This is a genomic window from uncultured Chitinophaga sp. (assembly GCF_937898475.1).
In the GTDB taxonomy this organism is placed as follows: Bacteria; Bacteroidota; Bacteroidia; order Chitinophagales; family Chitinophagaceae; genus Chitinophaga.
The window spans coordinates 925,186-945,882 of the sequence record NZ_CALEJS010000016.1; the positions used below are offsets into that span (position 1 = coordinate 925,186).

Here is a 20,697-nt window from a genome sequence, read left to right on the forward strand (position 1 = left end):
ACTGTTACCTCACTGGCAACTTATACTACAGAACCTGCTGTTCATACGTTTTTCCTTCCGTTTGAAATATTTTTTTGCTATATGAAAGTATTTTAATGTTAAATTTATATGAACGAGAGCATCTCGCGCCTTCGTATGCGAAATACCTTACTGTTACTTTTCTGCTGGCTTTGCTTTCTAACGGCTTCCGGCAATTCCACGAACGCATCTGCCCTGGTTCCTGCCAGCACTGGTCAAGCCGATTCTACCATCAAAGATGCCGTGCTGATCACCAGTTTCCCCTTCAAACAATATTACGGAGGGGTAGTGGTTATCCTTGCTCAGCTGAACGGTATTCCCGATACCCTGCAATTCATTCTTGACACCGGCAGCGCCGGCATTTCTCTGGATACCGGTACCTGCGAACGGCTGGGTATACCGCTCACTCCCTCGGACAGGATCGTGCGTGGATTGGGCGGCGCCAGACAGGTGTCTTTTGCCATGGACCGCTCCCTCATACTACCCGGCTTAACGGTAGACAGCCTCGACTTCCACGTGAACGACTATGAGCTGATCAGCCAGGTGTACGGCCTGCAGGTAGACGGTATCATCGGGTACAGCCTGCTGAGCCGCTATATTGTGAATGTGGACTATGATAAAGAAAAGATAAACATTTATTCCAAAGGACGGTTCAGCTATCCAAAGGGAGGATTGCTCTTAAAACCATCGCTTACCCTGATACCCATCATATCAGCGCCTCTGCGTAATGGCAAGGCACAAACCAATAACCGCTATTACTTCGATACCGGGGCGGGCATGTGTTTGCTGCTCTCCAACCAGTTCGTGAAAGACAGCGGCCTGCTCTCTTCCCGCAAAAGGCAGCGCAAAATCATCCAGACAGAAGCACAGGGCCTGGGAGGCAAAATGGAAATGCATATTACCACCATCCAGGAGTTTAAGATCGGCAACTATAATTTTCGCAATGTGCCGGTGTACCTGTTCGATGATAAGACCAACATCACCGCTTACCCTTTCCTGGGCGGCATGATCGGGAACGACCTGCTGCGCCGCTTTAACCTGTTCCTGAATTATTCCAAAAAAGAGATCTACCTGCAGCCCAACACCCATTACCGTGATCCCTTTGACTACTCTTATACAGGCCTTATTATCTACCTGATCAACGGCCGGGTGGAGATCACCGATATCATAAAGAACTCCCCGGCAGAAAAAGCCGGGTTCAAAAAAGGTGATATCATCCTGGCCATCAACAACAACTTCAGCAGCAACCTCACCGTATACCGCGATCTGCTGAAGAATGTAGGCACCCGGCCTACCTTGGTGATCATGCGCAACAACGAATTGCAACTGAAGAAACTGCCAATAAAAAGTATCTTGTAGCCGTTATTAAGGTGTGAGCTTTTCATGAGGAAATTCGCCTTTTTATTACTGCTTAGTAGCAGCTGCGCTTTATTTGGTTACGCACAATCAGGCAAACGCCGCCCGGTCCAGTTGGAGAAAGGCGCCGTAGCAGTGATCCCTTTCCGCTTATACGGGCATCACATTGTGATCCCTGCCATGGTCTCCGGCCATAAAGATACCCTGCATTTTATTTTCGATACGGGCACCGAAGTGGCTGTGCTGCACTACGGACTGGCAGACACACTGGGCGTACAAGGCAGGCAGAAAGCAGGCGTTACCGCCACCAATAACCTTATGATAAAGGTGAACACCGCCACCCTGAACGTACTATATCTCGATAAAGCCCGCCTGCCATTTCTGAAAGTATATCTTGAGAATATTCCCGAATTCCGTAACGGCTCCCTGAAAATAGATGGCTTCATCGGGATAGATGTGCTGAAAGCTTATATCGTCAAGATAGATTATGCCCACCGGCAACTGGTGCTATACTCTTTCGGCACTGCGATTCCGGATATTGCAGGCCTGCAACCCATTCCCTTCCAGATCAATTTTCGCACGCCGGTGATCACCGCTTCCATAGAACTGCCTAACGGGCAGTCCCTGAGAGGTAACTATCACCTTACCACCGGCGGCGATTACGGCATCCTCTTTAACTGGCCCTATACTGATAAACACCAGCTTAACCAGCAACTGCCTACACTCAGTACAGACCGGGTGCAGGATCTGGTCAAAACCTATGACTATGTGAACAGCACCGTTCCTGCTCTCAGTATCTTCTCTTTTCGCCAGCAGAAAGTCCCCATCAGCTACTGCAAAGACGTAAACGATGATAGTCCTGTGATGGAAATAGCAGGCGCTATCGGTTACCACGTATGGAAACACTTCTCCGCCGTTATCATCAACTATCCCCAGAAAGAATTGTACTTACAGCAGTAAAAAGCTGTGATTGACCCGTGGGAATTGTAATTTTAATAACTTGCATTGTTCCCGCTTACGGCGGGATCATCTATATAAACCAATAAACGAATATGATCCATTATAATAAATTCAGTCTGGACAATGGTTTACGGGTAATAGTACATGAAGACCACACCACGCCAATGGCGGTGCTGAATGTACTGTACGACGTAGGCGCACGCGATGAAGACCCTCAGCGTACCGGTTTTGCCCATCTTTTTGAACATTTGATGTTCGGGGGATCTGTGAACATCCCCGACTATGATGAACCGCTGCAAATGGCGGGCGGGGAGAACAACGCCTTTACTACCAACGATCTTACCAACTACTATATAACGCTGCCGGCAGAAAACATTGAAACGGCATTCTGGCTGGAAAGCGACCGTATGCTATCGCTGGCCTTCAGCGAAAAAAGCCTGGATGTTCAGCGCAAAGTGGTAAGTGAAGAGTTTAAGGAGCACTACATCAACAAGCCCTATGGCGATGTGTGGCATAAGATGCGGGAGCTGGCCTACAGCACGCATCCCTACCGCTGGATGACCATCGGCAAAGAGCTGTCGCATATTGAGAATGCCACCCTGAAAGATGTGAAAGCCTTTTTCTCCAAACACTACTGCCCTGCCAACGCCATACTGGTGGTAGGGGGCAAGGTGACCACCGCACAGGTAAAAGCACTGGCACAAAAATGGTTTGGCAATATCCCCTCCGGAGAAAAATATCAGCGCCAGCTGCCCGTAGAACCAAAACAGACTTCCGCACACAAGCTGGAGGTAAAAGCAAACGTTCCGCTGGATGCACTGTATAAATGCTATCATATCTATCCACGTGGAGACAAACGCTACTACGCGGCAGACCTTGTTTCCGATGTACTGGGAGGAGGCAGCTCCAGCCGCCTGCACCAGGTACTGGTAAAAGAAAAAAAGCTGTTCAGCAACATAGAGTGCTACCACTTTGGCAGTATAGACGCCGGCCTGCTTACCATTGAAGGTAAACTGGTAAAAGGCGTTAAAATGAAAGATGCGGAAAAGGCCATCCGGGAAGAGCTGGAAAAACTGCAGCAAACCGTCATTCCCGAACGAGAACTGCAAAAAGTGAAGAACCGGGTAGAAAGTATGCTGGCCTTCGAAGATATGAGCCTGCTGAACCGAGCCAATAACCTGGCGTTCTATGAACTGCTGGGTGATGCTGCCCTGATGAATACCGAGTTTGATAACTATGAGGCCGTCACCGTAGCAGACATTCACCGCGAAGCCGGTATCATCTTTGACGATAGCAATTCCAACACCATCTATTACTACGCAGATAACCAGATATGATCAATAGAAAAATAGCCCCTGCTATCAAGGACGCAGTGGAGTTTGATATAACACTGAAACCATACGAAAAATTCACGCTGGATAATGGTATACCCGTATACGTTATAAAAGGCGAAGAACAGGATACCCTTCAGCTTGAAATGATCTTCTCCGCCGGCAGCTGGTACGAACAGGAAAGCCTTATTGCCGCCGCCACCAACTTCCTCATGAAGAATGGCAGCAGCAGGCATTCAGCGCTTGAGATTAACGAAAGCATAGAGTACTACGGCGCTTACCTGAACCGCAACAGCTACCACGAGAACGCTACCTACACACTGCATTGCCTTACCAAACATACGGAAGCCCTGCTGCCCATACTGCAGGAGGTGCTGCTGGACCCTGTTTTCCCTCCTGAGGAACTGGCCATCTACCAGCAGAATATGAAGCAACGGCTGGCGGTGAACCTCCAGAAATGCGATTTTGTGGCCAACCGTTTTATTGATAAATACCTCTTCGGAGAATTCCATCCATACGGCCGCATCAGCAGCATGATGGCGTATGATGCACTGCAGACAGAAAGCCTGCGCGCCTTCTACCAGAAACATTACACGTACAATAACTGTAAGATATTTGTGGCCGGTAAACTGCCCGCCAACATGATCACCCTGCTGAACCAGTATTTTGGCAGCACTCCCTGGAACGGTGAAACGCACCTGGTACGTCCCGAACTCCCGGTGCAGATGGCCGATGAGAAAAAGCACCGCATCTTTAATGATGAAAACGGGGTGCAGGGCGCGGTGCGTGTGGCCAGGCATTTCCCGAACCGCTACCATCCCGACTTTCCAAAAATGATGGTGCTCAATACGATCCTGGGCGGTTATTTCGGCTCTAGGTTGATGAGCAACATACGGGAAGAAAAAGGGTACACGTACGGCATTCATTCCCAGCTCTATAATTTCCGCCAGATCAGCGCACTCAATATACAGACCGAAGCAGGCCGCGACGTTTGCGAGGCCACTATCGACGAAGTATATAAAGAGATGATCCGCCTGCAGAACGAGCCGGTACCAGCAGAAGAACTGAACCTGGTTCGCAACTATATGATAGGCTCTATACTGGGCGACCTTGACGGCGCCTTTCAGCTTATACAACGCTGGAAAAGCCTGATCCTCAATGATCTGGACGAGCACTATTTCTACAACAATATCAATATCATCAAAACTATTACCGCAGAAGAGCTGCAGCACCTTGCCAAACAATACCTGTCGCCGGCCGACTTTTACGAACTGGTAGTTATATAAGTGGTAATTATCATATCTTTGCGGCTCCTATTATCCTAATAGACGAGCCTATGAGAAAATTGCTACTCTTCCTGTCCCTGTTGGTAGGCGTCCGCACTTTTGCCCAAACCAGGCGCGCTGCCGTAGACTCCCTGGAAATGAACTACCAGCTTTGCCTGGCTCAAAGCCGCTATACGTATGGTTGTGCCCTGGAGTATTATCAAAAGATGGATAGTATGCTGGATATTGTTTATCGCCAGCTGTACGCCAGCCTCGATACCACCCGTCGCCGCAACCTGAAGGTAGACCAGAGCGGCTGGCTGGAAAGAAAAGCATCCTACTTCAAACTGCTGGATACCAGGGTGGAAAAGTTCCGCACCAAAACCCTCGCCGGACTGGATGACCAGGCCATCTCTACCGATCAGAAAGCGGCTTACATAAAAGAACGTGTAACGGCCCTGATAAAAAACTACCCGGTAGCAGGCTGATTATTTTATTCCTAGCCCCTGCAGCCAGCTAACGCATAACTCCGGCCAGCTGTTCAGCACCGGGTCTTTCCCTCCAAGGCCATAACCATGACCGCCGTGGTCATAGACATGCAGTGTGGCGGGCACATGGTGCGCGCGCAATGCATTATAGAACAACAGGCTGTTTTCAACAGGCACTACGTCGTCGTCTGTGGAATGTATCAGCATGGTAGGAGGGGTTTGTGCAGTCACCCGGTTTTGTGTGCTCAAAGAGTCTATCATACTGGCAGCAGGCGAAGGTCCCAGCAGCATAGCAGTACTGCCTGCATGGCTGTAGGGCGTGTCCATAGTGATCACGGGATACACCAATACTGCGAAAGCCGGTTTAGTATCCGGTTGTATCATGGTAGCCACACAGGAAGCCAGATGCCCGCCGGCAGAAAAACCGATCACCCCAATCTTACCTGGATCCAGGCCCCAGGTAGCCGCTTTTGACTTTACCATCCGCATGGCCAGCGTAGCATCGTTATACTGGGCTGGGTACCTTGCGCCCTGCTGGGCTTCATCATTAACGCGGTAGTGCAGTACAATGGCATCATAACCCTTACTGGTAAAGAACTGTGCTATTTCTTTGCCTTCATGCCCGTCTGCCAGGAAAGTATAGGCGCCACCGGGTATCACCAGTACGCCGGCCCCGTTCTTAGTGCGGGCGCTGAAATGTTCTATATAGGGCGCTTCCTGCACCTTATCCTTTCCGCCTATATGCAGGTTTTTCTGATCGGGATACAGGTAGATCTTTTCCTGTGCTTGTGTACAATAAGTAAAGCCCGCCAGCAGAAGGGCCACCAATAGTTTTTTCATCATGGAATTATCTGTTTTATGGGTGATCACAATCTCTCCTGGTGTCTCAGCCACCTTTCGGGTATCTCGTTGTTGCTGGCCAGGAGGTAGTCGCTGTACGCACAGGGCACAAAATCCTTACCGGGCAGCTGCATCCACCAGCGGCCTGTTTTCTTGCTCTTCAGAAATACGGTGTCAATATCTGCAAAGGCTATATGAAATTCCCAGAAAGCATCCCTTTCTTCCAGCAGCGCTTCCTTGTTCCTGACAGAACGCCCGTCCATGAAGTACCACAGCATCTGGGCGATCTGTTTGGCGGTGAGCTGACTGGTATCATTAGCCGGACGGTATCCATAAATACCATAAGAGCTGAGTTGTGTGCTCATACCCGCATAGCGGGAAAGTGCACAGGCCTCTTCGCCGCTGAAACCGTTGGGTGAAAGCGTGTTGGCTGGTGCGTCTGTATGTTTGATAATATTGATGTCCAGGCTAAGCAGGTCGGTGTTACGCAATACCGGCTCGACTTCTTCCATGTTCTCTCTTATCTTACCCAGGCGGAAACAGTCAAAGCGCAGTTTATCGAGTGTTTCCAGCATACGCGGATGAACGAAATAGCTCTGGAAGCCAATGTGGTTATAATGGCGGATATAGTTGGGCTGCTCTGTTAGCATATCCATCAGGAAGCTGGTAGCAGGAACGGGGCTTTCCTCCTGCAGGTCTATCAATGCATCGGCCACGCTTACCTCGATAACGTACTGCTGGTGCGCATAGGCCTGGTATTGTGCATAGGTTAGATCATGTGAACCGCCCAGGATGATAACGGTCTTATGTGTATGCAGCAGCTCTCCCAGTACTGTTCTGAGCGCCGCATAGGTATCAGCCAGGCTAACCCCCTGTTGCAGGTTGCCAAGGTCTGCTATCTTTACATCTTTGTGCCAGTAATACAAACGGTAAAACTCTCTGCGGATAATATCAGGCGCATCGGTTCCCTTTTTACCAGGCCCATAGCCACGCTCTTCCCCTACGCCCAGCAATATGATATCTGCCGTTTCCAGGTCTGGTATATGGCCTTCCTCATAAAGGTCGGTAATGCCGCCTATCTGGCTTTCATCATACTCCTGGTCATCGTTCAGATATGCGCGTGAAACAGGCTGTAAAAAATCTTGCAGGTGCGTAAAGTCCGCCATTACAATAAGTTGTTTGTTTGACGGCAAACCTACAACAAGATTTTAAAAGTGAGAAAAAGGAAGAGACCGTATTTAAAAATTCAGGGCACATAGATCGCCCGTCCGGGCAGATAGGCTGGGAGTATAACTGTAAGCCTTTACCTGTATAGTGGAGTATACCGTTTTGATACTGGCTGTCTTAACATGGTCCCGACAGCTTTTGCTTACTGCTCATTACCGCCTGCTCATTACTGAGGCTGATACAAACTTAATCTTAAACTCTTCAACCGCTCAAACGTTCCATCTTCCCGGACGTCTGAGATCAGTTTTTGTGGATCACAAATTCGAATGGGCGCTGCGTCTTCCTGGAAAATACTTTCTCCAGTACAGAACGCTTGCTGGTAACCCGGTTCTTGTTGCAATCAACTACTTCCATTACTGCACACAGGTAGTCCATCGTTTCTACCACCGTCAGCATCTCGCTGATCTGCTTAACAGCAAACTGTATCTGTTGCTCGTTATAACGCTCCTCATGCAGCAAGATCAATAAATCCCTCTCTACAGGTTTCATGAAAAATAATGTTTGACGTTCCCTATAATTTTTATCCCGGGTTTTCAATAGGAAGATAGGGTGGAGGTATAGTGCTTTACCAATTAAGGTAAGGTTATTCTCTTAATGATGGGTATCAGTGCAATCGTGATTAATGCATGCGTTTTTTGTTCATGGTTGGGCAACCACAATCATTCTTCTTAAAAACATTGCAACCCTGCATTACAAGACTTCCGCACAAAAAAAAGATCAACAGCCATTTAAATTGCTTCATACGTATGTTTACTAATTCGTCGCTTGTTTAGCCTGTTCGAAGAGTTTACCTTTTCTTAACAATACACCTACTCCAATTTACGCTAAATTCGCAAAAAAATTTTAAAATATTTGTCCACAAGCTTTGCATCAAAAAAAATACTGGTAGTACCGCTTGACTGGGGCCTGGGACACGCAACTCGCGATATTCCACTCATCTACGAGTTATTAAACGCTGGATGCGAGGTGCTTATTGCAGCCGAGGGCAAACATGCCGCCCTGCTGCAGCAGGAGTTTCCGCAACTTACCATGTTGCCCCTGCCCGGATACCGGATACAATACGCGCAAAAGGGCAAATTCTTTGGTTGGAAGATCATTCAGCAAATCCCGCAGATCCTGCGCGCCATGCGTTACGAACGGCAGTGGCTGCAAAAAACCGTGGAAACACATGGTATCCAGGCAGTTATTTCAGATAACCGTTTCGGCCTCTACCACCCACGTATACCCTGTGTTTTCATCTCACACCAGTTGCTGATCAAAACGCCTTTTGGCGGTTTTACCGAGCGGCTGCTTCAGCGGATCAACTATCGCTATATACGTAAGTACAGCGCATGCTGGGTACCCGACTTTGCAGGAGATAATAACCTTTCCGGCGTGCTGGCCCACCCTGGTAAGCTGCCGCCGCATACCACCTACCTGGGCTGCCTCAGCCGCTTCAGTTTCCGCGAAGACGTAAAAAAACAATACGATCTGCTGGTGCTGATATCCGGCCCGGAACCGCAACGCTCCCAGCTGGAAAAGCTGGTGCTGGAGCAGGTTAAAGCGCTGCCGCTGCGTACTCTCATCGTTAGCGGTAAACCCGGAACGCCGCTAAGGGAACAGCTTACACCCAACGTACTGCAGGTGAACCACCTCAACGCAAGGGAGCTGAACGAGGCCCTGCTGGCGGCTGATATGGTGCTCAGCCGCAGCGGCTATACCACCCTGATGGATCTGGCCAAGCTGAATAAAAAGGCCATCCTTGTACCCACACCTGGGCAAACAGAACAGGAATACCTGGGTGAGTCCCTCATGGAAAAAGGCTACTTCTACAGTGTGCCGCAGGAAGGGTTTAACCTGGCCAAAGCCCTGGAAGCCGCGGCCATATTTCCTTTCCGCTCATTTCAACATGAACAGGATATGGAACAATATAAAGCGGTAGTTCGTAACTTCCTTATGCTTTTTTAACCGCCTTCTCCCGGCTTCACATAGGCTTTAGCCAGACTCAGGCTATTTGCCAAAATAGTATCGTTACCATGTTGTCGCTGTATACTTCTCAGCCGCTGTGCCGGACTTTTACAGGTTCTTCACCTCAGCCCCGATAAAGATTTTCTTCCCGTCAATAGCCACCGGCCGCTTCAGAAAAGTATACTCCTGTAATATCAGGCGGCGGTAATCTTTCTCCGTCAGCGTTTGCTCATGCAGCCCCATAGGCCTGAACTGCTGGCTGCGGCGGCTGAACAGCGCCTCATAGCTTCCCGCCAGCTTTGCCATCTCATCCAGCTGCTCCGGCGTTATCTTTTCAGTCTTGATGTCCTGCAGCACAAAGCCCTTCTCTTTGATCCCCGTATCTGCGATGATCCTTTTACAGGTACTACAGGTAGATAAATGATATAATTTCTTCATGTCTTGATAAATTACCGTCAAACTTACGTCCCTGTCAAATACTTTCAAACTTTAAACTCCTAACTTTGCACATTCCACATTTTCACGTAGGTTTAGCGCATGCAAAAGAAACTGTTTTTACTGGATGCAATGGCACTTATTTACCGTGCCTACTATGCACTGATAAGAAACCCCCGGCTCACCAGCAGCGGACGTAATACCAACGCCCAGTTTGGTTTTACATCTACCCTGCTGGACCTGATCAATAAAGAAAAGCCTACCCATATTGCGGTAGCATTTGATACCATGGCGCCTACAGACCGCCATACTTCCTTTGCTGAATACAAAGCCAACCGCCAGGAAGCACCGGAAGACCTCATTGATGCGCTGCCTGATATAAAACGCATCATAGAGGGCTTTAACATCCCGGTAATTGAGTTTGATGGTTATGAAGCAGACGATGTCATCGGCACCCTTGCCTGGCAGGCCGCCGATGCCGGTTACTCCGTATACATGGTAACGCCCGATAAGGACTACGGGCAGCTGGTGAAAGAGAATGTATTCATCTACAAACCTCCCTACCAGGGTAATAAGGAAGAAATAATGGGCCCCCGCGAGGTCTGCGCAAAATGGCAGATCGCTAATGTGAACCAGGTGATAGACATCCTGGGGCTCATGGGCGATGCGGTAGACAATATCCCAGGCATTGCGGGCATTGGTGAAAAAACAGCCATGAAACTGCTCTCGCAGTACCACAGCCTGGAAAACGTACTGGCTAACGCAGATACCATTGGCGGTAAAATGGGAGAGAAGATTAAGGCCGGTGCTGCAGATGCTATTTTATCCAAACAACTGGCCACCATCATCACAGATGTGCCGGTTACTTTCCATGAAGAAGACTTTTGTATCAAAGAACCTAATAAGGAAAAGCTTACCGAGATCTTTACCGAACTGGAGTTTAAAACCCTTGGTAAAAGAATCCTCGGAGACAGCTTCTCTGCCGTAAATACCGAAGCGCCCCTACCGGCTAAAAGCCAGCAGCAGGACCTCTTCGGTAATATCGTGGAAGATGCTGCCGTGCTCACCGCACGCGACGAAACGCCGGATACCGGTATCAATGTACTGCTGGCAGACAAGAACATAGACAACACGCCGCACACCTACCACCTGGTAGACACCGCTGAAAAGAGAGCCGAACTGATTGCCCGCCTTATGCAGGAAAAGGAAGTCTGCTTTGATACGGAAACCACCGGTACAGATGCCAATGCCGTAGAAATGGTAGGAATGAGCTTTGCCTGCTGCAAAGCAGAAGGATGGTACGTACCTGTGCCCGTTGATCAGGCAGCAACAAAAGCGATACTGGAAACCTTCCGCCCGCTCTTCGAAAATGAACAGATCACCTTTGTTGGCCAGAACATTAAGTACGATATGATCGTGCTTAAATGGTACGGTATTGATATCAAAGGCCCCATATTCGATACCATGCTGGCGCACTACCTCATTGAACCGGAAGGCCGCCGTAGTATGGACCTGCTCAGTGCACAATACCTGCAATATGCACCCGTATCCATAGAAACGCTGATTGGTAAAAAGGGCAAGAACCAAGGCAACATGCGGGATGTGGAGCTGGAAAAGATAAAGGAATACGCCGCAGAAGATGCAGATATTACGCTGCAGCTGAAAGAGAAATTCATTCCCCTGCTTACGCAGAAAAAAGTAGATAAGGTATTCTATGATGTGGAGAACCCGCTGGTGAAAGTGCTGACAGATATGGAATACGAAGGCATCCGGATCGATACACAGGCCCTCGCCGATTATTCACGGGAGCTGGAATCAGAGATCAGGCGCGCAGAAGAAAGTGTATACCAGCAGGCAGGCGTACGCTTCAACCTGGCTTCTCCGAAGCAACTGGGCGAAGTGCTGTTTGAAAAACTGCAGCTGGACCCCAAAGCCAGGAAAACACGTACCGGGCAGTATGCCACCGGTGAAGATGTACTGGCCAAGCTCTCGCACAAACACAAGATCGTGGAAGACATCCTTGTATTCCGCGAACTGAGTAAACTTAAATCCACCTACGTAGATGCGCTGCCGTTAATGATCAACAAACGCACCAACCGTGTGCACACTTCCTATAACCAGGCTGTAGCGGTTACGGGGCGTTTAAGCTCCAATAATCCCAACCTGCAGAATATTCCCATCCGTACAGATCGTGGCCGCGAAGTACGCAAAGCATTTGTTCCGCGCAATGAAGAATTTGTGCTGCTATCCGCAGACTATTCCCAGATAGAGCTGCGCATCATTGCCGCCATCAGCGGAGATGAGCACATGATAGATGCTTTCCGCCAGGGGCTTGACATTCACGCGGCCACTGCAGCCAAAGTATACGGCGTAGAAATGAGTGCAGTAACATCAGATATGCGACGCAATGCCAAGAGCGTTAACTTCGGCATCATATACGGTGTAAGCGCCTTCGGCCTTTCAGAGAACCTGGGTATTGCACGTTCTGAAGCCAAAACCCTCATCGATAATTACTTCGCGCAATATCCTTCCATCAAATCATACATGGAAAACCAGGTACAGTTTGCGCAGAAGAACGGCTACGTACAAACGCTGCTGGGACGAAAGCGCTGGTTGAAAGATATCAACTCTTCCAACGCAGTAGTAAGAGGCTATGCAGAACGCAACGCCATTAATATGCCGATACAGGGTACTGCCGCCGATATGATCAAACTTGCCATGATAGCCGTGCACAAAACTTTCAGGGAACATAACCTGCGCTCCCGCATGATCCTCCAGGTGCATGATGAATTGGTGTTTGACGCCCATCGCGATGAAGTAAACATCATCAAACCCCTCATACTTGAATCTATGCGCAACGCGCTTCCCATAGCAGTTCCGGTAGATGTGGAAATAGGAGAAGGACAGAACTGGCTGGAAGCACACTAAATTATGAACCGCTGGTCTTTAGCTATTAGCTTTTAGCCGGATGCCGGGTTGTAAGATCCGCTCTTGCCGGGAGCAGATAGCTAAAGCTGATGGCGGTAAAAAAAGTGCTATGATTTCTCGATTTAACTTTGTATTTTATTTCACAAAAAACTGCCATTGTCACCCGTAAATAATTAGTATTTAATCGCTTAGAGTACTTGCATTTCCCAATTACGTTTACTAGCTTTCAATCATGATCCAAACATCACGTTTACAGATATTACCGTGTTCCCTGCAGTACTTTGAAGCGCTGTTGCAGGGCAATGATGTTTTGGGAGAACTCCTTGGCATTGATATCCCCGAATATTGGACCGAGTATCCCGAAATGGTGCTCGTAGCCTACGATAAACTCCGCAACGATCCTTCCATGCTGGGTTGGTTCTTTTACCTGGTAGTTCACCGCCTGGACAGGCGTCTTATAGGCGCAGGCGGTTTTAAAGGCCGCCCCAATGAAGAAGGAATTGTGGAAATAGGCTATGAAATTGCTGCCGCCTACCGCGAGCAGGGTTACGGCACTGAACTGGCAGAAGCCCTTATCCGTTTTGCCTTTGGCCATCACTATGTGAACAAGGTTGTGGCCCACACAGAAGAAGAGTACAACGCCTCCGTCAAGATCCTCCAGAAATCAGGCATGCACTTCGTAGGTGAAATATCCGATAAAGAGAATGACCAGCTATGGCAATGGGCCATTACCCGGGAACAATACGAAGCCTTACTTGAAAAGAACACCCTTCAGAGCCGCTCATAGATACACACCACCCGCTGATCTTTGTCCCGCCGGCAGCCAATAGCTGCCGCTGATCCACTTTTTGCCGCTTGTTTCTTCCATTCCCTTATTTTTGGCCCCGCTGAGCCATAAGGCAGGCAACTACCAAAACAACTACGCTTAACAAACAAAAACTAACAATGAAAAAATGGATCCTGTGTGCTGCTTTCTTCTCCTGTACAGCAGCAATGGCACAAAACACCAACAAAGAGGGCAGCCAGTACCAGTTCACTACCATTAAAAACCTTGATGCCTACGATGTGCAGAACCAGGGCCGTACGGGTACCTGCTGGTCTTTTTCCGGCCTTTCTTTCTTTGAGTCTGAACTGCTGCACAACGGCAAAAATAAAGGCCTTAACCTCAGCGAAATGTTCGTAGTACGCAAGATGTACCCGCTCAAAGCCGCCAACTATGTACGTATGCACGGTAAAGCCAACTTTGGCGAAGGCGGTGGCTTCCCCGATGATCTGTTATGTCTGCGCAAATACGGACTGGTGCCCCAGAACGTATATGACGGCAACCGTGATAAAACCTATAACCACGCCGAAATGGAAAGCCTCCTGGAAGGCCTGGTAAAAACCATCGGCGCCAGTGAAAACGTGATCAATCCCAGCTGGCAGCAGGCATTCAACGGTGTGCTCAACGCCTATATGGGTGATGCGCCGGAGCAGTTCACCTTCAACGGTAAATCGTATACCCCGCAGAGCTTTGCAAAAGAACTGGGGCTGAATGCAGATGATTACGTGATCCTGACATCCTTCACCCATCATCCTTATTACGAGCAGTTTGTGCTGGAAGTGCCGGACAACTGGAACTGGGAAAAAGTATACAACGTAACGCTCAATGATATGATCAGCATCGCTGAAAATGCCATCAACACCGGTTATACCATTGCCTGGGCTGCGGATGTAAGCGAAAAATACTTCAGCTTCCGCGACGGACTGGCCATAGTTCCTGAAAAAGACTGGGCAGATATGACACCCGATGAAAGGAAGAAAGTGTTTGAAATTCCCGGTAAGGAAAAAGAGATCACTCCGGAAGTACGCCAGCAGGCTTTTGACAACTTTGAAACGCAGGACGATCACGGCATGCACATCGTAGGTCTTGCCAAAGACCAGAATGGCAACAAATACTTCCGCGTTAAAAACTCCTGGGGTACTGATAACCCGGGCAACGGTTACTTTTATGCATCTGTTCCCTACTTTGCATACAAAACCACCAATATCATGGTAAATAAGAAAGCCATCCCGGCTGATATAGCGAAGAAAATGGGTATTAAATAATGTTTGAAGGTTTGAGGGTTTGAAATTCTGACACGTTCAAGTGCATTTAGACTTTCAAACCCTCAAACGTTTAAACTATTTCCCCTCTCTCTTTTGGGTATACTCGTAGTTTCCCAGTCTTAGCTTCACCGGTACCCCTGTCCGCTTTTCCCAGTCCCATTCCTTTTTACAGAAATACCCGAAATGCTGGCGGTAATAGCCGTCAGGTGCAATACTGCTTGTGGGTGTAAGCAGATAAGCCGGTAAAGGCGCATGGAGCGCTGTATCGGCCAGGTGCGCAGGTCTGAGGGATTGGGCGCCCGCCATGGCGGTGGTGAGCAGAAAGATTGTTATGAATAAGATTCGTTGCATCATCTAAAGGTCGTTTGTTTATAAGATCTTAAGCCCCAATACTTCAGTGCTGCCCGCGCCTTCCCTGACCAGTTCCGGTTCAGGCCCGCTGAAGTCTATCACGGTACTGAAGGTGGTGCCACCCGTACCGCCATCTACCACAATATCCACTATCTTCCCGAATTTTTCATAAATGATCTCCGGGTCAGTGTATTCTTCCACGTAGTGCTCTATCGGGAGAGATGTACTCATTACCGGGTTGCCCAACTCCTTTACAATCGTACGGCAGATATTGTTGTCCGGCACACGGATACCTACTGTGTCTTTCTTCGTTTTCAGCATCCTGGGCACCTGTTTGCTGGCCTGCAGTATAAACGTATAAGGCCCGGGCAAGGCTGCTTTCAGCATGCGGAATACAGGCGTATCTACACTCTTGGCATAATCAGACAGATGGCTGAGGTCATGACAGATAAAGGAGAACTGTGCCTTCTTAGGATCTATCTGTTTGATGCGGCAAATACGTTCTATCGCCTTGGGATGGGAGATATCGCAACCCATGGCATACACCGTATCTGTTGGGTAAATAATCACCCCGCCGCCCTGCAGACAACTGATGATTGTTTTTAAATGGCGGGGATTCGGATTTTGCGGATGGACGTTCAAAAGCATGAATTCCGATTGAATGATTAAAAATTACCTTTCATAACAAAGGTAGTACCATTTCTTAAACTAAAATTTCCCTAACTTTCGTCCCGATTTTTTCTAAACCTGACAACTGGATGGAATTAAAAGGCATTGTTCCCAGAACATGGCGAAAAGTAAAACGTATACTGCTGATAATGTTCATTGCTCAATTTGTTTACATTATCCTCCTGCGCTGGGTCAATCCGCCAATCACCCTTACCATGATCTCCAGCTGGTTCAGTCTCTGGGGTACAGATAAGCACTTCAAAAAGAAATGGGCCAATACAGCAGAGATATCAAAGTATGCCAAGCTTGCTGTGATTGCCAGTGAAGACCAGCTCTTCCCCGATCACGATGGGTTCGACTTCAAATCCATTGAAAAAGCCATGAAGCACAACCAGAAAAGCAAAAAGATCAGGGGCGCAAGCACCATCAGCCAGCAGGTAGCAAAAAATGTATTCCTGTGGCAGGGGAGAGGTTGGTTCCGCAAAGGCCTGGAAGTGTACTTTACCTTCATGATAGAAAAGATCTGGGGCAAGCGCCGCATACTGGAAGTATACCTGAACGTAGCAGAGATGGGTGAGGGCATCTTTGGAATAGAAGCCGCCTCCCGGGAATATTATTTCAAACCTTCCATTAATCTCAGTCGTGAACAGGCCGCTATGATCGCCGCCTGCCTGCCCAACCCGGTTAAATATACCGTGGTACCGCCTGCACGCATCACCAGCTGGCGTCAGCGCAGGATCTTACAGCAGATGCGCAACATCGCTGCCGATCCGGATATTGCGGCACTGATCAAAGAATAAGCTTATTAACGGCGGCTATGGCCGCCTTTTCTCTTTCTTCATAGCTTCCCCTGATGTCTGCCCAGGGAACCCCTGCATTCACCACAATATCGCGGTAAATACGATAGAAATACTCCCGCATCCCGGGGTCAGGATACTCCCTTTGCGGATCTTCCTCCCAGGGGATATCTATATAAGTAAGCAGGTAAAGATCATACGGCCGGGTGGCTATCTGTTCCAGTATACGGGGGTCTGCCTGCCCGTATTTGTGCTCGCTCCACACCTTCAGCACATACAGGTCTGTATCGCAGATCAGCAGCTTGTTGGCCCGCTCAGCCATCTGGTCTTCCAGCTGCAGCTGTCCTTTGGCAATCTCCCACAGATCGTGCTGTTCATAGGGGCGCCCCAGTTCTTCCAGGTACCCCCGTGCATACTCGGGAGTCCACACCGTATGAAAGTGCGCCGCCAGCTTTTCACTGAGTGTGCTCTTACCAGTGGACTCGGGTCCTATTACAACTACCTTCTTCATGCAGCTTGTTCCTCCCATATTTTTTTCCAGCTGAAGTAACCCATTACCGCTACAATGAACAAAAAGATGGTGAGCAGGGCCGTAGGCAACAGCTTCTTATGGAACAGCAGGGGGATGGCCGCCAGGTTGGATATATTCAGCACGATCCAGTTCTCGATTTTTCTTTTGGCCAGCAGCCACATACCGCTGCAGGCGGTAGCAGAAACAAAGGCATCTGCCAGGGGCACGTCTGAATTGGAAAAGTTCTTCAGCAGCAGGTAAAATACTGCCCAGCCAAGCCCCGCAATGAGGGTGGCAATGGTCCATTCCCGGCGACTGGCCCACGCAACGGCAGGGGTATGCTGCTGTTTATCTTTATGGGCCCAGTGATACCATCCATACACGCTCATCACAAAATAATAGGCATTCAGGGTGGCTTCCGCATACAGCCTGAACTGTTCGCGGGATAACAGGTACGTATATATGCCCGTGCTAACCAATCCGGTAGGGTACAGCCAGATGCTGTTCTGTTTACTGCAGATAACGCTGATAGCGCCAAACAGCGCAGCAACTATTTCCAGCCAGCTCATGGCATGAATGCCCTCCAGCAGGCTTTGGTATATGGCCTGAAAATTCATGGTGCAAATATGCAAAAATAAAAAAGCACAGCCGCTAAGACTGTGCTCCTTTTAACACTATCATTCTTCTCAACTATGGCTTATTCTGCTTCTGCCACTACTTCCCTTACTTCAGGTATCATGCGCTTCATCATCCCTTCAATACCTGCTTTCAGGGTGATCATGGAAGAAGGGCAACCGGAGCAGGAACCCTGCAACATCAGTTTCACTACACCTTCGTTATAGTCTTTGAACTGAATGGCGCCGCCATCCATTTCAACGGCAGGCTTCACATAGTTCTCCAGTAATTCTTTGATACGTTTTACCACATCGCTGTCATCAGCACTCACTTCATTGCTGGCGGCCGCCTTTACAACGATCTCGTCTTCATTGATCACCGGGCGGTTATCTTCCAGGTATTCTTTCAGGAAAGCCTTTACCGTGGGAATGATGTCCATCCAGTCCGTCTCAGCGGTCTTGGTCAGGGTAACGAAATTGGCCATTATAAAAACGCCCTTAATGAAGGGGAAACTGAACAGCTCCGTTGCCAGGGGCGAAGGCTTCGCACTGGCCTCATCAGGGAAGTCGATGCTCTTACCGGGATACAGCAGTTTGTTGGCCACAAACTTCATTGTTTCCGGGTTCGGCGTCATTTCCGTATATATGCTGATGATGGGATTACCTGTTTTGATCATTTTTTTCTTATTTAACGCTTAATCTACGCAAAGGTAGCAACTTTCGGCCAGAACTGGGAGTATAATTGACCCCGAATTCCATCGATTTTTGCAATAACCTTATAGGCAAATGATTATATTCGTACAGAATAATGCATTTGTGCAAAGCCTTTAAACGATTTTCCCATGCTATATAAAAAACTAGCCGCAAGCACCGAAAAAGCGCTGAATGAGCAGGTGCAGCTGGAAGCGGAGTCTTCCCAGTATTATCTCGCCATGGCTTCCTGGGCCGAAGTACAGGGTTATAATGGCATAGCCCAGTTCCTGTACCGCCATTCAGACGAGGAGCGGGTACATATGCTCAAACTCATCCGTTTTATCAACGACCGCGGCGGTCATGGCATAGTACCCACACTTAAGCAACCGGCGGTAACCTTTAAGAACATCCTGGAGATCTTTGAGCTGGTACTCAGCCACGAGATACTGGTATCTACAGAGATCAATAAACTGGTAGACCACTGCCTGCAGGAAAAGGATTATACCACGCACACCTTCCTGCAATGGTATGTAGCCGAGCAGATCGAAGAAGAAAAAATGGCTACTCAGATACTTGATAAACTGAAACTGATAGGAGAGGATAAAGGCGGTATGTACATCTTTGACCGCGATATGGCTACCCTGCAGACGGAAGACAGAAGATAAACCAGTATGCAATCTGCAAAGACTTTAAAGGCGCGTAAACGCGTGGCACTCATTGCCCACGATCATAAAAAGCCCGAGCTCATAGAATGGGCTGTTTATAATAAGGCGGTGTTAAGCCGTCATGAACTGTATGCCACCGGCACTACCGGCAAGCTCCTGGAGGAACAGCTGGATGTGCCGGTGCGTAAAATGCTCAGCGGACCCCTGGGAGGCGATCAGCAGATCGGCGCCATGGTGGCCCAGGGTGAGCTGGATGCCGTGATCTTCTTCTGGGATCCGATGGAAGCCCTGCCCCATGACCCGGACATAAAAGCCCTGCTGCGCCTTTGCGCCGTATGGAATATCCCGATGGCCTGTAACCGCACCACGGCAGATTTTCTGCTTACTTCACCCCTGATGCACCAGGATTATGAAGCCATTCTGCCGGATTACTCCCAGTACCTGGGTAGAAAGGTTTAGTGAAGATGTGCTGCCTGGTAGTGCTCTTCCAGGGCGTCCCCGAAATCATTTTTCAGGTCGCGCAGCACGGTATGCACATGGTTGCCGTTATTCTGGGTATTATCGTACTCAATAAGAATAGCGGGATTTTGTATCCGGTAATAATGACCTCCGCCCCAGGCATGTACACCAGCCCAGGCAAAATGCATCTTGTCCCAGCCGGCTGCCGAAATCTCCTTCAGCAGTAGGTCCGCATACAGCTTGGTATAATTATCAATATACACCCCCACCAGTTGTTTCAGTAATTGCTGTTGCCGCGCGGTCATTTCAGAGAAGGGCACTCCGGGCGGATCCAGCAGCATTGCTTTACGCCGGTTACCGGTTATAATATCACCCGGGGCATTGCTTTGGATAATAGCCTGTTCCTGCTGCGATTTATCCAGTGCATTAAGCAGTTCAAAGCCCAGCACAGCTTCCTGTTTCAATACCTGCTTTCCCTTTTCCGGTCCCGAAGGCACAATGCCGGGGTTGGACCCCAGGAAAGCAGGGGTGCCCGCTGCCAGCTTGTTGTTAACGGAAGAGAAGTTTAATGCTACATGATGACCTTCTATCCGCCAGCCCCATAACTTTTCACGCCCCGGCGTACCAAAAATGCTGATGTAATATTTACCCGGGTCCCGGTAATCATCGTCTGCACCCCGCCCTTCCAGTACTTTCAGCACATTCTCCAACGCAATAATGGAGGTAGCCTTTTGATACCCCTGGGCGCTCATACAGGTCTGCAGCAGGCGCAGGGCAGCCGCCTTCTGCCGGGCGTTCATCGCCTTTAAAGGCAAACCCTTCCGGGCTTTGGGCACAAAATGCCAGTTAAGTCGCTCAGCATCGTTATAGGCAAACATTGTCTGGCCTTTTGCACCTGCATCCAGCGTTTGCAGAAAAGCCTGTGCCGCAGCAGTGATATCGCCTGGCGCCTGCGCATGAACCATTAGATCTGTGAGTAATAATATCGCGGTCAGCAGTAAATTGTATACCAAAGGTTTCCGTAACATATACGTGGAATTTCTTCCAACAAAATA

General features: G+C 48.9%; 22 protein-coding genes. 12 read left to right on the forward strand and 10 right to left on the reverse strand.

Going from position 1 to position 20,697, the window contains the following annotated elements; all coding sequences use genetic code 11:
- Positions 1-108 precede the first annotated feature (108 nt).
- The 5 genes from Q0577_RS13630 to Q0577_RS13650 all read left to right on the forward strand — a co-directional run bounded on the left by Q0577_RS13630 (position 109) and on the right by Q0577_RS13650 (position 5,418).
- Positions 109-1,377, forward strand: coding sequence for an aspartyl protease family protein (locus Q0577_RS13630; protein WP_298737179.1), 1,269 nt, complete (start codon positions 109-111; stop codon positions 1,375-1,377).
- A gap of 24 nt (positions 1,378-1,401) precedes the next feature.
- Positions 1,402-2,334 (forward strand): aspartyl protease family protein, encoded by a 933-nt coding sequence (locus Q0577_RS13635; protein ID WP_298737181.1) that lies wholly within the window; start codon positions 1,402-1,404, stop codon positions 2,332-2,334.
- Between the two features lie 92 nt (positions 2,335-2,426).
- Positions 2,427-3,671 (forward strand): pitrilysin family protein, encoded by a 1,245-nt coding sequence (locus Q0577_RS13640; protein WP_298737183.1) that lies wholly within the window; start codon positions 2,427-2,429, stop codon positions 3,669-3,671.
- A complete protein-coding gene (locus Q0577_RS13645; RefSeq protein ID WP_298737185.1) occupies positions 3,668-4,951 on the forward strand; it encodes a pitrilysin family protein in 1,284 nt (427 codons plus the stop codon). The genes Q0577_RS13640 and Q0577_RS13645 overlap by 4 nt, the downstream gene beginning before the upstream one ends.
- A gap of 50 nt (positions 4,952-5,001) precedes the next feature.
- Entirely contained in the window at positions 5,002-5,418 is a 417-nt protein-coding gene (locus Q0577_RS13650; protein WP_298737186.1) for a lysozyme inhibitor LprI family protein, read from the forward strand.
- On the opposite strand, the gene Q0577_RS13655 is transcribed toward Q0577_RS13650, so the two are convergent.
- From Q0577_RS13655 to Q0577_RS13665, 3 genes are all read right to left on the reverse strand, one after another.
- Complete coding sequence (locus Q0577_RS13655; protein ID WP_298737187.1) at positions 5,419-6,312, reverse strand: alpha/beta hydrolase; 894 nt, start codon at positions 6,310-6,312, stop codon at positions 5,419-5,421.
- Positions 6,285-7,424 carry a formimidoylglutamase gene (locus tag Q0577_RS13660; protein WP_298737188.1) on the reverse strand — a complete coding sequence of 380 codons (1,140 nt, stop codon included), beginning with the start codon at positions 7,422-7,424 and terminating at the stop codon, positions 6,285-6,287. Before Q0577_RS13660 ends, Q0577_RS13655 begins: the two co-directional genes overlap by 28 nt.
- Positions 7,425-7,725: 301 nt before the next feature.
- Positions 7,726-7,974, reverse strand: a complete 249-nt coding sequence (locus Q0577_RS13665; protein ID WP_298737189.1) for a hypothetical protein — start codon at positions 7,972-7,974, stop codon at positions 7,726-7,728.
- 363 nt (positions 7,975-8,337) lie between these two features.
- Here Q0577_RS13665 and Q0577_RS13670 point away from each other — a divergent pair, with 363 nt between their 5' ends.
- Complete coding sequence (locus Q0577_RS13670) at positions 8,338-9,432, forward strand: glycosyltransferase (protein ID WP_298737190.1); 1,095 nt, start codon at positions 8,338-8,340, stop codon at positions 9,430-9,432.
- Between the two features lie 108 nt (positions 9,433-9,540).
- Here the strand turns inward: Q0577_RS13670 and Q0577_RS13675 are convergent, their stop codons facing one another.
- Positions 9,541-9,870, reverse strand: coding sequence for an ArsC/Spx/MgsR family protein (locus Q0577_RS13675; RefSeq protein WP_298737191.1), 330 nt, complete (start codon positions 9,868-9,870; stop codon positions 9,541-9,543).
- Positions 9,871-9,969: 99 nt separating this feature from the next.
- Between Q0577_RS13675 and polA the strand changes: the two genes are divergently transcribed.
- From polA to Q0577_RS13690, 3 genes are all read left to right on the forward strand, one after another.
- Positions 9,970-12,795: a DNA polymerase I gene (polA, locus tag Q0577_RS13680; RefSeq protein WP_298737192.1), complete on the forward strand. Its 2,826-nt coding sequence runs from the start codon at positions 9,970-9,972 to the stop codon at positions 12,793-12,795.
- A gap of 232 nt (positions 12,796-13,027) precedes the next feature.
- Positions 13,028-13,582 carry a GNAT family N-acetyltransferase gene (locus Q0577_RS13685; protein ID WP_298737193.1) on the forward strand — a complete coding sequence of 185 codons (555 nt, stop codon included), beginning with the start codon at positions 13,028-13,030 and terminating at the stop codon, positions 13,580-13,582.
- Between the two features lie 158 nt (positions 13,583-13,740).
- Complete coding sequence (locus Q0577_RS13690; RefSeq protein ID WP_298737194.1) at positions 13,741-14,883, forward strand: C1 family peptidase; 1,143 nt, start codon at positions 13,741-13,743, stop codon at positions 14,881-14,883.
- Positions 14,884-14,958: 75 nt separating this feature from the next.
- Here the strand turns inward: Q0577_RS13690 and Q0577_RS13695 are convergent, their stop codons facing one another.
- Both Q0577_RS13695 and Q0577_RS13700 read right to left on the reverse strand, forming a co-directional pair.
- The gene (locus Q0577_RS13695) at positions 14,959-15,237 is read right to left on the reverse strand and encodes a hypothetical protein (RefSeq protein WP_298737196.1); all 279 of its coding nucleotides are present in this window, start codon (positions 15,235-15,237) and stop codon (positions 14,959-14,961) included.
- A 15-nt stretch (positions 15,238-15,252) separates the two neighbouring features.
- Positions 15,253-15,882 carry an L-threonylcarbamoyladenylate synthase gene (locus Q0577_RS13700; protein WP_298737198.1) on the reverse strand — a complete coding sequence of 210 codons (630 nt, stop codon included), beginning with the start codon at positions 15,880-15,882 and terminating at the stop codon, positions 15,253-15,255.
- A gap of 110 nt (positions 15,883-15,992) precedes the next feature.
- Between Q0577_RS13700 and mtgA the strand changes: the two genes are divergently transcribed.
- Positions 15,993-16,703 carry a monofunctional biosynthetic peptidoglycan transglycosylase gene (mtgA, locus tag Q0577_RS13705; RefSeq protein WP_298737199.1) on the forward strand — a complete coding sequence of 237 codons (711 nt, stop codon included), beginning with the start codon at positions 15,993-15,995 and terminating at the stop codon, positions 16,701-16,703.
- Here mtgA and Q0577_RS13710 read toward each other — a convergent pair.
- The 3 genes from Q0577_RS13710 to Q0577_RS13720 all read right to left on the reverse strand — a co-directional run bounded on the left by Q0577_RS13710 (position 16,693) and on the right by Q0577_RS13720 (position 18,502).
- Complete coding sequence (locus tag Q0577_RS13710) at positions 16,693-17,211, reverse strand: ATP-binding protein (RefSeq protein ID WP_298737200.1); 519 nt, start codon at positions 17,209-17,211, stop codon at positions 16,693-16,695. The two genes, mtgA and Q0577_RS13710, sit on opposite strands and share 11 nt — an antisense overlap.
- On the reverse strand, positions 17,208-17,828 hold the full coding sequence (gene pnuC / locus Q0577_RS13715; protein WP_298737201.1) for a nicotinamide riboside transporter PnuC: 621 nt from the start codon (positions 17,826-17,828) through the stop codon (positions 17,208-17,210). Before pnuC ends, Q0577_RS13710 begins: the two co-directional genes overlap by 4 nt.
- A gap of 80 nt (positions 17,829-17,908) precedes the next feature.
- Positions 17,909-18,502: a NifU family protein gene (locus Q0577_RS13720; RefSeq protein ID WP_298737203.1), complete on the reverse strand. Its 594-nt coding sequence runs from the start codon at positions 18,500-18,502 to the stop codon at positions 17,909-17,911.
- A 165-nt stretch (positions 18,503-18,667) separates the two neighbouring features.
- Here Q0577_RS13720 and Q0577_RS13725 point away from each other — a divergent pair, with 165 nt between their 5' ends.
- Both Q0577_RS13725 and Q0577_RS13730 read left to right on the forward strand, forming a co-directional pair.
- Positions 18,668-19,183: a ferritin gene (locus Q0577_RS13725; protein WP_298737204.1), complete on the forward strand. Its 516-nt coding sequence runs from the start codon at positions 18,668-18,670 to the stop codon at positions 19,181-19,183.
- 6 nt (positions 19,184-19,189) lie between these two features.
- Positions 19,190-19,642, forward strand: coding sequence for a methylglyoxal synthase (locus tag Q0577_RS13730; protein WP_298737206.1), 453 nt, complete (start codon positions 19,190-19,192; stop codon positions 19,640-19,642).
- On the opposite strand, the gene Q0577_RS13735 is transcribed toward Q0577_RS13730, so the two are convergent.
- Positions 19,639-20,670 (reverse strand): DUF3500 domain-containing protein, encoded by a 1,032-nt coding sequence (locus Q0577_RS13735; protein ID WP_298737207.1) that lies wholly within the window; start codon positions 20,668-20,670, stop codon positions 19,639-19,641. The two genes, Q0577_RS13730 and Q0577_RS13735, sit on opposite strands and share 4 nt — an antisense overlap.
- Positions 20,671-20,697 lie beyond the last annotated feature (27 nt).

Excerpts from the sequence above, each read along its gene's own strand:
- Q0577_RS13725 (WP_298737204.1), top strand. The coding sequence starts at position 18,668 with ATGCTATATAAAAAACTAGCCGCAAGCACCGAAAAAGCGCTGAATGAG.
- Q0577_RS13635 (WP_298737181.1), top strand. The coding sequence starts at position 1,402 with ATGAGGAAATTCGCCTTTTTATTACTGCTTAGTAGCAGCTGCGCTTTA.
- Q0577_RS13695 (WP_298737196.1), bottom strand. The coding sequence starts at position 15,237 with ATGATGCAACGAATCTTATTCATAACAATCTTTCTGCTCACCACCGCC.
- Q0577_RS13720 (WP_298737203.1), bottom strand. The coding sequence starts at position 18,502 with ATGATCAAAACAGGTAATCCCATCATCAGCATATATACGGAAATGACG.
- Q0577_RS13645 (WP_298737185.1), top strand. The coding sequence starts at position 3,668 with ATGATCAATAGAAAAATAGCCCCTGCTATCAAGGACGCAGTGGAGTTT.
- Q0577_RS13650 (WP_298737186.1), top strand. The coding sequence starts at position 5,002 with ATGAGAAAATTGCTACTCTTCCTGTCCCTGTTGGTAGGCGTCCGCACT.
- Q0577_RS13690 (WP_298737194.1), top strand. The coding sequence starts at position 13,741 with ATGAAAAAATGGATCCTGTGTGCTGCTTTCTTCTCCTGTACAGCAGCA.
- Q0577_RS13665 (WP_298737189.1), bottom strand. The coding sequence starts at position 7,974 with ATGAAACCTGTAGAGAGGGATTTATTGATCTTGCTGCATGAGGAGCGT.
- Q0577_RS13700 (WP_298737198.1), bottom strand. The coding sequence starts at position 15,882 with ATGCTTTTGAACGTCCATCCGCAAAATCCGAATCCCCGCCATTTAAAA.
- pnuC (WP_298737201.1), bottom strand. The coding sequence starts at position 17,828 with ATGAATTTTCAGGCCATATACCAAAGCCTGCTGGAGGGCATTCATGCC.
- polA (WP_298737192.1), top strand. The coding sequence starts at position 9,970 with ATGCAAAAGAAACTGTTTTTACTGGATGCAATGGCACTTATTTACCGT.
- Q0577_RS13685 (WP_298737193.1), top strand. The coding sequence starts at position 13,028 with ATGATCCAAACATCACGTTTACAGATATTACCGTGTTCCCTGCAGTAC.
- Q0577_RS13675 (WP_298737191.1), bottom strand. The coding sequence starts at position 9,870 with ATGAAGAAATTATATCATTTATCTACCTGTAGTACCTGTAAAAGGATC.
- Q0577_RS13730 (WP_298737206.1), top strand. The coding sequence starts at position 19,190 with ATGCAATCTGCAAAGACTTTAAAGGCGCGTAAACGCGTGGCACTCATT.
- Q0577_RS13735 (WP_298737207.1), bottom strand. The coding sequence starts at position 20,670 with ATGTTACGGAAACCTTTGGTATACAATTTACTGCTGACCGCGATATTA.
- mtgA (WP_298737199.1), top strand. The coding sequence starts at position 15,993 with ATGGAATTAAAAGGCATTGTTCCCAGAACATGGCGAAAAGTAAAACGT.
- Q0577_RS13710 (WP_298737200.1), bottom strand. The coding sequence starts at position 17,211 with ATGAAGAAGGTAGTTGTAATAGGACCCGAGTCCACTGGTAAGAGCACA.
- Q0577_RS13630 (WP_298737179.1), top strand. The coding sequence starts at position 109 with ATGAACGAGAGCATCTCGCGCCTTCGTATGCGAAATACCTTACTGTTA.
- Q0577_RS13660 (WP_298737188.1), bottom strand. The coding sequence starts at position 7,424 with ATGGCGGACTTTACGCACCTGCAAGATTTTTTACAGCCTGTTTCACGC.
- Q0577_RS13640 (WP_298737183.1), top strand. The coding sequence starts at position 2,427 with ATGATCCATTATAATAAATTCAGTCTGGACAATGGTTTACGGGTAATA.